This window comes from uncultured Planktosalinus sp., assembly GCF_963973675.1.
Lineage (GTDB): Bacteria > Bacteroidota > Bacteroidia > Flavobacteriales > Flavobacteriaceae > Planktosalinus.
Map to the genome: position 1 here is coordinate 1 of NZ_CAXBAN010000058.1, position 9,432 is coordinate 9,432.

The window sequence follows — 9,432 nt, forward strand, 5'->3', positions numbered from 1 at the left end:
AATTGCACCCCATTATAATTAAGGTCTTCACCTCTGAAGGTATAGCCTTGAAACTCTGTGCGCACATCAAATCCTATGGTTATATGTTCAAATATTTTTTTATTATCTATGGTAAGAATAGGGGTGGAGGTGCTGTCGTTTTGTTGAGAAAACAATAAAAAAGGTGCTGTTAAATACACAACTGTCAATAGCATTTGTTTCATAGACCTATTCAATTTAATTTTATAGAGCGACTATTTTTTGCTTACCAAATATTTCATTGCTGTTTGAACTTACAAGATATTAAATTTCTATTGTAACCCATTGTTTTTGCATCAAAGGTTTGCCTATTATCAATTTTCTTGATTCATGAACCCTCTCCTACCTTTCAAGGGTAGGAAATCAGACTTTAAGGTGACCTTTTTTAATGAGCAACCTAAAAAGATGAATTAACGTAAGAGCCCCGTGTTCTTTTTTTAATTTGATCAATTCCTTTTCAATCATACTTAAGCTGTTGGGCATGATTTCCCTTTCCTTTAAATAGCCGGCCACCTCTGCTTGTGTATACCCATCGGCCATTTTTTTGATGATAATTTTTTGGATTTTGTTCATGTTGCTAAAATAATTTATTTTTTAAAATTAAGGGATACCGTAAGGAATAAACAGCAGAGGGCTGTTTTTAGTATGCACTAATAGGTTCTCAACCTAACGCAGTGCAAAATATAGCACGGTATCAAAACCTTAATAAACCCAATCTCAGTATACAAACGCATCAGATTGCTAAACAAGGGGATATTGTAGGGTTGTGTTGGTTATGTGAGTTCTAAGTAGTTTAGTAGTAATTTATTAGTTTTGACTTGTTATTTGAACTATTTTTTAAATCTACTTTTGCAGATACACTGTTTAAAACTATTACATAAAAAGCAATATTTTAACTTTTCTCCGGGAGTGCTCCCACTTTTGTTAGGGCTCCTTTTTAAAATTTTTTCTCGAAAAAGTCTCAAATAAGTCTCGGACAACACCCCTCCTTTTTTCAGAAAAAGGGTCATTTGGGTTCAAAAGGGTTCAAAAGGGTTCAAATTGGGTCATTTAGGTTCATTTGGGGGCACTTTGGTAAATTTCTATTTATAGTGCTTGTTGACAAATATCTGTAATATTATGGCTTAATCACACCCCTAGCGTGTTTCAGCTCCTTTTTTTTAAAAATTTTTAAGACTTCTGAAAGTAGCTTTTAGTATCTTTAGTTTTTTAACATCAAAACGATTTGCAATGAAGATAACCTATTACGGACAAAGCAGTTTTGCACTTGAAATTAAAGGAAAACACATTCTTGTTGACCCGTTTATTAGTGGCAATCCCTTAGTGGATGGAAGTATTGATATTCAACAGTTGAAAGCAGATTACATTTTGCTCACCCATGCGCATCAGGATCATACGCTGGATGCAGAAGCCATTGCTAAAAACACGGGCGCAGTGATCGTTAGTAATTTTGAAATCACCAATTATTATGAAGCAAAAGGCATCACTGTGCACCCTATGAATCACGGTGGAAATTGGCAGTTTGATTTCGGAAATGTCAAGTATGTGAATGCCATTCATACCAGTTCATTTCCCGATGGTAGTTATGGCGGCCAACCGGGTGGTTTTGTTATAGAAGGCGAACACAAAAATATCTATATCGCAGGCGATACGGCCCTGACAATGGATATGAAACTCATTCCTTTGCACACCAAACTGGATGTTGCTATTTTACCCATAGGTGATAATTTTACAATGGGAATCGATGATGCCATTATCGCATCCAATTTCATCGGCTGTGATAAAATTATTGGCTGCCACTATGATACCTTTGGCTATATAGAAATAGACCATGAAGAAGCCAAGCGTAAATTCTATGACGCCGGGAAAGACCTGATGTTACTAGAAATTGGAGAAGGTATTGAGCTTTGAATTTGAAAAGTAAGATTTATTAAATGTTAATCCAATCAAATTCCTCTGGGATATTATATCAGTATTATCTTTGATACAAAAAACATTTTTAAGGATTTGATAGTTTCTTGCCTGGAGGATTTTTGTTCTATTAAGAAGTCTTGTTTTTACTGATATTTTGTTGCTAATGAACCTAAAATGAGTGATGGAATGGAGGGAGGTATTAGGTATGTTTAACCAGGAATTTATAGAATGAAAAGAAGTTTTGAAATGTCGTCCAATTGTTGTTTTTTCTTTGGTATATGAACTATATTCACAAAATTTAATCTTTGTAGGAGAATACAATTTCCAATTTGATTAATAACAGGAAAAATTAAACTATATAAAATAATTCCCAAAAAGATGCTTTACCGTCAATGAAAGCAACATATCAAAAACACATTCTGAACTTCAAACGACCCGGGGGTACCTCGCGAGGTGTGATGCAAACCAAAGAAACCTGGTTTTTAAAACTCAGCGAGGGTGAAAAAGTGGGGTATGGCGAATGTGGGATCCTACGGAAACTAAGTATAGATGACCGCCCTGATTATGAAGATAAACTCAAATGGGTATGTGTAAACATTCATCTTGGGAAAGAGACTCTTTATGAGTCGTTAACTGCATTTCCCTCCATTCAAATGGGTGTGGAGACTGCTTTTCTTTCGTTTGAAGCAAATTATCCTTTTGAATTATTTCCATCAAGATTTACGGAAGGAATTGGGTCGATACCCATTAACGGACTCGTTTGGATGGGTGATAAGAGCTTTATGATGCAACAAATTAAAGAAAAACTGGCTTCGGGTTTTGAGTGTATCAAAATGAAAATTGGGGCTATTGATTTTGAAACCGAAATAGCTTTATTGAAGTCAATTAGAAAAGAATTCACGGCCCACGAAATTGAGCTTCGTGTGGATGCCAATGGCGCTTTTTTACCTGGAGAGGCACTTGAAAAATTAAAAAGGCTTTCAGAGCTGGAAATACATTCTATTGAGCAACCGATTCAAGCGGGCCAGTGGAATGAAATGGCGCTACTTTGCGAAAAAACCCCGCTGCCAATAGCATTGGATGAAGAACTGATTGGTGTGTTTGCTGATGAGCAGAAGCAGCAACTGCTTCAAGCCATTCAGCCGCACTATGTTATTTTAAAACCAAGCTTAATTGGTGGGTTTCGCGGAAGCGACACCTGGATTGAACTTGCTGAAAATCAAGATTGTGGTTGGTGGATTACTTCGGCATTGGAAAGCAATGTAGGTTTAAATGCCATTGCTCAATATACTTTCACAAAAAGTAGTAAATTGCCACAAGGTTTGGGCACAGGAAGTTTGTTTACCAACAATATAAATGCTCCCCTGAAAGTCAATAAAGGGTTTTTGAAATACAATCCTAATAATCAATGGAATACTGATTTTTTTAATACAACTAAATTATGTTTATAGCACAAGCATTTAAGTCATATCACGAATGGTGGCGTTATCTTGTTGGAATAATTGTGGTTTTTGTAGCCACTCAATTAGGGTCCATACCCTTTGCAGTAGCGGCCGGAGCAAAAATGGTAAGTGAAGGAGGTTCTATTGCAGACCTTGACAATATGTCAAAACTAATGACTATTCTTGATTCAAACCTGACCTTGTTTTTAATGCTACTTTCATTTGCCGTGGGTCTTGGGGCGTTGTTGTTGATGATTAAGTATTTACATCAACAGCCTTTAGTTGAAGCAACGACTACACGAAAAAAAATAGATTGGAGCAGGTTTTGGGTAGGCTTTGGTCTCATTGCCATTACAACCATTGTGCTTACAGGAATTGATTTTTACACCAATCCACAAGATTATGAAGTACAGTTTCAGTGGGGTCCCTTTTTGGTATTGGCTTTGATAGTTCTAATTTTTATTCCTCTGCAGACTAGTATGGAGGAATATCTGTTCAGGGGATATCTGATGCAGGGAATAGGTGTGCTTGCAAAAAACAAATGGGTTCCTCTTCTTATAACATCGTTAATATTTGGCGCATTGCATTTAGCCAATCCTGAGGTGGATAAACTGGGCAATGTGATTATGGTATATTATATAGGAACCGGATTGCTTTTGGGGATTATGACCTTAATGGATGAAGGTCTTGAACTCGCACTGGGATTTCATGCAGGAAACAATTTGATTGCCGCACTTTTGGTGACGGCAGACTGGACGGTTTTTCAAACCAATTCTATTTTAAAAGATGTTTCAGAACCTTCTGCGGGGTTTGATGTAATCTTGCCTGTGCTGATTTTGTACCCCATATTCTTGTTGATTTTAGCTAGGATTTACAAATGGAACAACTGGACAGACAAGTTGTTTGGAAAGGTCGAAGAGCCTGTAATTGTTTCAGATGAAATACATAAAGAAAACATAGAAAAACACCTTTAAACAATGGAAGAGCCCTGGTTGGAAATTCACCCTGATTTTAAGTTGAATGGTAAACCTTATACCTTGTCAAAACTCATCAATGTGGCTGAGGCCATGCAGTTTGAAGGTGACAAGGAAGAAAAAATACTGGCAGATTTTTTATTGAACTGGTTGTATCCCAAAGACACTTTGCTGGCAAGTACTTCCGGTTCAACAGGTAGCCCGAAGACCATTACCCTTGATAAATCAAAAATGATTGCAAGTGCCAAAGCTACGGGAGACTATTTCAACCTTTATGAAGGAACCACTGCTTTGCATTGCTTGTCTGCGAATTATATTGCTGGTAAAATGATGATGGTAAGAGCTCTTTATTTAGGGTGGCACATTGATGTGGTTATACCCAATAAATATCCATTATCTCAAACAAAAAAGGAGTATGATTTTGCTGCTATGGTACCCTTGCAATTGCAGCACTCAATTGATGAACTGCATCGTGTTAAAAAAGTAATTGTGGGTGGGGCCCCTGTTTCTCCGGTTTTGGAGCAGGAGCTTCAGTCTCTTTCCACAGCACTTTTTGCAACCTATGGAATGACAGAAACCATCACCCATATCGCAATTAAAAAGCTCAACCACAGAACAGATGAGGAGCAAAAGTTAAATGCATATACAGCACTTCCGAATGTTTCGTTTACTGTGGACAAACACAATTGCCTGGTGATTGACGCCCCCGATGTTACATCGGAAAAAGTAATCACAAATGATGTGGTTAATTTAATTTCAGAATCAAAGTTTACCTGGCTGGGTAGGGCAGATTTTGTGATTAACAGCGGTGGTTATAAAGTACATCCGGAGCAAGTGGAACAGGTTTTGGAATTGGTAATCGATGCCCCATTTTTTGTGGCTTCAGTTCCCGATTCTGAACTGGGTGAAAAGGTCGTTTTGATTGTTGAAGGCAAAGAAGATTCCTTTCCGGAAATAGATTATGTAGGGCTTCATTCTTTTCAAGTACCTAAAAAAGTGTTTTTTATAGATGAAATGATTTATACAACAACCGGTAAGGTCAACCGTAACAAAACAAAAGAAAAACTAAAGCTGTAATTGAATTCCTTTACAGAGTTCTTTCATTTCATTCAAAATCTTTTTTTGTCTGTTTTCAGAAACTCCAAGGTGGTCAAGATAAAACTTATCATTGATTAATTCTTTGCACAATACAACATCGCGACTCAGAAGAAATTGTTTTTCACGGGCGCTTAATAGTGTTGAGACTGTTATGGGGTATAGTCCGGTGTTGTCAATTCGGTCTTTCAGCGCGTTTCCTTTTGGTAAATTCCAGCTCAATAGATTGAGTCCACAGCATTTTGCATAAAGTACGGCATCTTCAGTAAAAACTGTGTTGGTAGCAACCCAACCTTCGTCAAACTGTTTATTTGATTTCAAGTTTTGGATGTCTTTAAATCTGGAGTCTATATATAACGGGACTTTAACATCTGTTTTTTTGCCTTCGGTACTGTGAAATTTGCATTCGAAGAGCAGTGTTTTTTGGTTTTTTCTGGCAATCACATCTACTTCGTGTGAAACACATTTGCCTTGTAAAATTTCACTCACTTCTACCTCATAGTCTGAGTTTTTCAGAACAGCGGCTACAAAACGCTCAAAGGGAAACCCTGTGGGTCACAGTTCATAGATTGCTTTTTTAAGTTTGTATCTCGAAGCCTGAAGGCTGCTTTTCTTTTTTAAAAGTCGGAAAGCCCTGTTGTAGATTTCTTTGGTTGAAATTCCTTCATACAATTCGCTTTTTACACTGGCAACGATTGCATTGATTGTTTCAGTATCTGCTCCGGCTCTTTTAAGTGATTCACGCACTTTTTCAGGTAAGAAAACAGCAATTTCACCCGATTTTTTATGAATGTGAATTGGTTTATGTGTTGATTTTGAATTCATGAAAAATGAGGAGTTTTGTGTCGTATTAGCCTTGATTTGTCCTGTGAAGCACTAAAATGGGGATTTTTGCATAGTTGCCCAAGTTTTTATAGAGCGGTTTAAATAATAATTTTTCTATGAAGTTGTATTTTTTGTTTACGAAGGATATTAAATCGCTGTTTCTACTTTCACTAAAACAATAGATGCCAACAGGCACCTTGACATGTTCCAACAGATGATAGGTATGAGTTGTTTCAGACAAGATGTTGTTGACTACAGTTTTATTCTCTTCCTGAAATGGACTTAACCCACCCGTTTCAGAAATATGTAAAACGCGGATGGGCGCGTTGTGTTTTTTTGATAAATTGATGAGATATTCAAAATCCTTGGCTTCATATTTAAGCTTATATCCATTTGCAAGCACAATTTCGTTAAAGCCTGTAAAGCGTTCATTTCTGGGTATAGCGAGAATAGGACAGTTTTTGATGTTTTCCATAATGGCAATGGTATTGCTTCCAAAGTCCAGTTCATAGCGACCAGTACTTCCTTGTGTACCAATTATGATCACTTCAGGAGTGTTTTTTCTTAACTGTTCATTGATTGCATCAATAAGCTCATAGTTTCTGGATATTGTAGTAAAATTGTGTTTGGTTTGTGAACTTTCAATTTCAAAGTGATTTTTAATTTTGTTGAGTGCACTTTCAGCCTTTTCTTTTGCTTCTTCCAATTTTGATTGTATGGGTGCGGCTTCAAATTTACTTCCTTCGACATAGCCGTTTACTTCATAGGTGTGGAGCATTATAAACTCGCAATGTTCCTCCTTATTTGCATCAATTGCAAATTTTAATGCGTTTAAAGAGTTTTCTGAGAAATCTGTTAGGAAAAGTATCTTTTTCATTTCTAAGATTTTTTAGAATTCATAGTGGCATGCAATTATTTATTATCTCATAATATTGACGGGTATACTTCGCATACTGTACTTTCCTGATGGAATTACCAAAAACGGTATGTTTACATGGAAACCCACTTTATGAACAACCGGTTCAAAAAAGAGGTTTTCAAAGAATGAATGTTTGTTGTTAATCATCGAGAGGATTTCAACAGGATTTTCTTTCTGAAACTTCATAATCACTTCTTGTATGTCGTCTCCCTTTTTTAAGTGGAAATCTACTGTTACACTTTTGAAATATTTTGAAAGAAAATGCTTTCCACTTTCCTGGTTTTCACTTAATTCATTTTTCTGAAGTATGTGGAGTATGTGCAAAGTTGAATGATGTAAATTTGCCAAATACCTCAAAACTTGTAGTTGATTTTCATTAAAACCAATACTGAAATCTGAAGGGAGCAATATATTTTTCAGGGGTTTAAACTCATAATCAGATGGGATGGCCAGGACAGGGCAGGTAGCTTTTTTTATAACGTGGATTGTTTGAGTTCCAAAGAGTACTTCTTTGGCACCTGTGGCTCCTTGTGTTCCCATTATGACCAAATCAATGTTCTTTTTTTCTACAAGCTCATTGATTTCACCAGTTAAAAAACTGAAAAAGGAAAGCGTTTCAAACTGGTGTTTAGGGTTTTTAAATTCTTTTTTAATTCTTTTTTTAGTTCGTTCAAGTCCTTTTACAGAGTTTGACTTATAAATATCGTCCAATGACATTGTGGGGGTATAATACATATACTCACTGTTATACAATACCGGAGTGTAGGTGTTTAATAAATAAAATGTGCAGTCTTCATCTTTAAGCAACTGCATGGCATATGCAATCGCGTTGTATGCATTTTCTGAAAAATCGGTGGGTATTATAATCTTTTTCATTTTGAATAATTTTTGTGTTATACTTCAGTTCTAATGAAGTTTTGTAGAATTAAAAATGGTATTTTGGGTTGAAGCCCAATTTTGTCGATGGTTGATTTTTCCAATAGGCTTTCTAAATAAGTATGTCTGGAATTGACCATCACCAGCAAATCAATGTTCATTTTTTCAATTTGTTTATTAAAGGTATGGGTTTTGGAAGACGCTTTTACCTGATGAAAATAAATAGACTCAGAATCGATAACATCTTCCAGAAAGGCTTTGTTGTCTTTTTGTCTGGACGAACTCATGTTAAAATCAGACACATAGAGCATGTGAATTTCAGCATTGTAATAGCGGCTTAATTCTTCAACCAACTTGAGTTCCCTTTCCTGATAGGGAATCATATAGTTGGTGGGGAAAAGTAATTTTTTTGGTGTTTTATATTGATAGGTTTCAGGAATGCATAAAACCGGGCATTGCACTTGTTTGATTACTTGCAGTGTGTTGCTTCCAAAGGTTAAGTTTCGGTCATTGGTTTCACCACGGGTACCCATTACCAACAGGTCAATGTTTTCAGCTTTTACTAAATTGTTTACTTCATCAAGTAAGTATCCGCATTTGGTTTGTGTAACAAACTCATGTTGTGAGCTGGGGTAGTTATTTTTGATATTTTCAATGAGTTGTGTTAGTCGTTCTTGGCACTTTTGAGAAGTCAACTTATTTTTATGTTCTAATTTATCAGTTGGTAAATTACTATTTTCAGGTAGAAAAACAGCTTCTGCATAGACATGTAAAAGATAAAAAACACTAGGTTCATTGAATAATGATACAGCATATTCAAATGCATTTTGAGCATTCAAAGACAGGTCTGTTGGAATTGCTATTTTTCTCATTTCTATTTGGCTTTCATCAAAGTTAATTAATAATCCTTAGTTTGAGTATGATATTTGTCATTGATTCAAGTAGAAATGGACAGATCAAATGATATTTGTCATATTTTTTTGTAAATTAAGTAGTAAATTTAACCTATTAATTTTGAATGTCTTAGTTACATTTATATCAGATAAATAAACTAACATCAAAATTAGAAACAGTTAAACATTCACTGGCGTTCAACCCTATATAATATATTGATTATGAAAACAACTATAAAATTATATTTTTTCTTGTTGCTTCCTTTTATTGCAACCTCTCAATTGGTAAAGAATGCTGATTTTATTGCGCCTCTTGAAGAGGGGCATGCTGCTGTAAAGGCAAATGATCAGTGGAGTTTTATGGATGAGGAAGGTAAACTAATTATGGATTTCAGAAGTGATTTGATTTCCAATAAACAAGTGACTACAGAAGTTGATCTGGGAGTAGCATCTCAATTATATCCAGTATTGGTTGA

The 9,432-nt window shown here is 35.8% G+C and carries 9 protein-coding genes and 3 pseudogenes; 5 read left to right on the forward strand and 7 right to left on the reverse strand.

Annotated features, from left to right (window positions below):
• Positions 1 to 203, reverse strand: a pseudogene (locus AACY61_RS03690) (hypothetical protein); the annotation flags it as partial.
• 178 nt (positions 204 to 381) lie between these two features.
• On the reverse strand, positions 382 to 591 hold the full coding sequence (locus tag AACY61_RS03695) for a hypothetical protein (protein WP_339610245.1): 210 nt from the start codon (positions 589 to 591) through the stop codon (positions 382 to 384).
• Between the two features lie 657 nt (positions 592 to 1,248).
• Between AACY61_RS03695 and AACY61_RS03700 the strand changes: the two genes are divergently transcribed.
• From AACY61_RS03700 to AACY61_RS03715, 4 genes are all read left to right on the forward strand, one after another.
• Positions 1,249 to 1,929, forward strand: a complete 681-nt coding sequence (locus AACY61_RS03700; RefSeq protein ID WP_339610246.1) for a metal-dependent hydrolase — start codon at positions 1,249 to 1,251, stop codon at positions 1,927 to 1,929.
• Positions 1,930 to 2,324: 395 nt separating this feature from the next.
• Positions 2,325 to 3,383 (forward strand): o-succinylbenzoate synthase, encoded by a 1,059-nt coding sequence (locus AACY61_RS03705; RefSeq protein ID WP_339610247.1) that lies wholly within the window; start codon positions 2,325 to 2,327, stop codon positions 3,381 to 3,383.
• A complete protein-coding gene (locus tag AACY61_RS03710; RefSeq protein WP_339610248.1) occupies positions 3,374 to 4,348 on the forward strand; it encodes a CPBP family intramembrane glutamic endopeptidase in 975 nt (324 codons plus the stop codon). Before AACY61_RS03705 ends, AACY61_RS03710 begins: the two co-directional genes overlap by 10 nt.
• A gap of 3 nt (positions 4,349 to 4,351) precedes the next feature.
• Positions 4,352 to 5,425, forward strand: a complete 1,074-nt coding sequence (locus tag AACY61_RS03715) for an AMP-binding protein (protein ID WP_339610249.1) — start codon at positions 4,352 to 4,354, stop codon at positions 5,423 to 5,425.
• Here AACY61_RS03715 and AACY61_RS03720 read toward each other — a convergent pair.
• The 5 genes and pseudogenes from AACY61_RS03720 to AACY61_RS03740 form a co-directional block, all read right to left on the reverse strand.
• Positions 5,414 to 5,977, reverse strand: a pseudogene (locus tag AACY61_RS03720) (ATPase); the annotation flags it as partial. The gene AACY61_RS03715 and the pseudogene AACY61_RS03720 sit on opposite strands and share 12 nt — an antisense overlap.
• Positions 5,978 to 5,998: 21 nt before the next feature.
• On the reverse strand, positions 5,999 to 6,268 hold the full coding sequence (locus AACY61_RS03725; protein WP_339610250.1) for an ATP cone domain-containing protein: 270 nt from the start codon (positions 6,266 to 6,268) through the stop codon (positions 5,999 to 6,001).
• Between the two features lie 25 nt (positions 6,269 to 6,293).
• Positions 6,294 to 7,145: a universal stress protein gene (locus tag AACY61_RS03730; RefSeq protein ID WP_339610251.1), complete on the reverse strand. Its 852-nt coding sequence runs from the start codon at positions 7,143 to 7,145 to the stop codon at positions 6,294 to 6,296.
• A gap of 42 nt (positions 7,146 to 7,187) precedes the next feature.
• A complete protein-coding gene (locus tag AACY61_RS03735) occupies positions 7,188 to 8,063 on the reverse strand; it encodes a universal stress protein (RefSeq protein WP_339610252.1) in 876 nt (291 codons plus the stop codon).
• 17 nt (positions 8,064 to 8,080) lie between these two features.
• Positions 8,081 to 8,935 (reverse strand): universal stress protein, encoded by an 855-nt coding sequence (locus AACY61_RS03740; protein ID WP_339610253.1) that lies wholly within the window; start codon positions 8,933 to 8,935, stop codon positions 8,081 to 8,083.
• Between the two features lie 243 nt (positions 8,936 to 9,178).
• Here AACY61_RS03740 and AACY61_RS03745 point away from each other — a divergent pair.
• Positions 9,179 to 9,432, forward strand: a pseudogene (locus AACY61_RS03745) (WG repeat-containing protein); the annotation flags it as partial.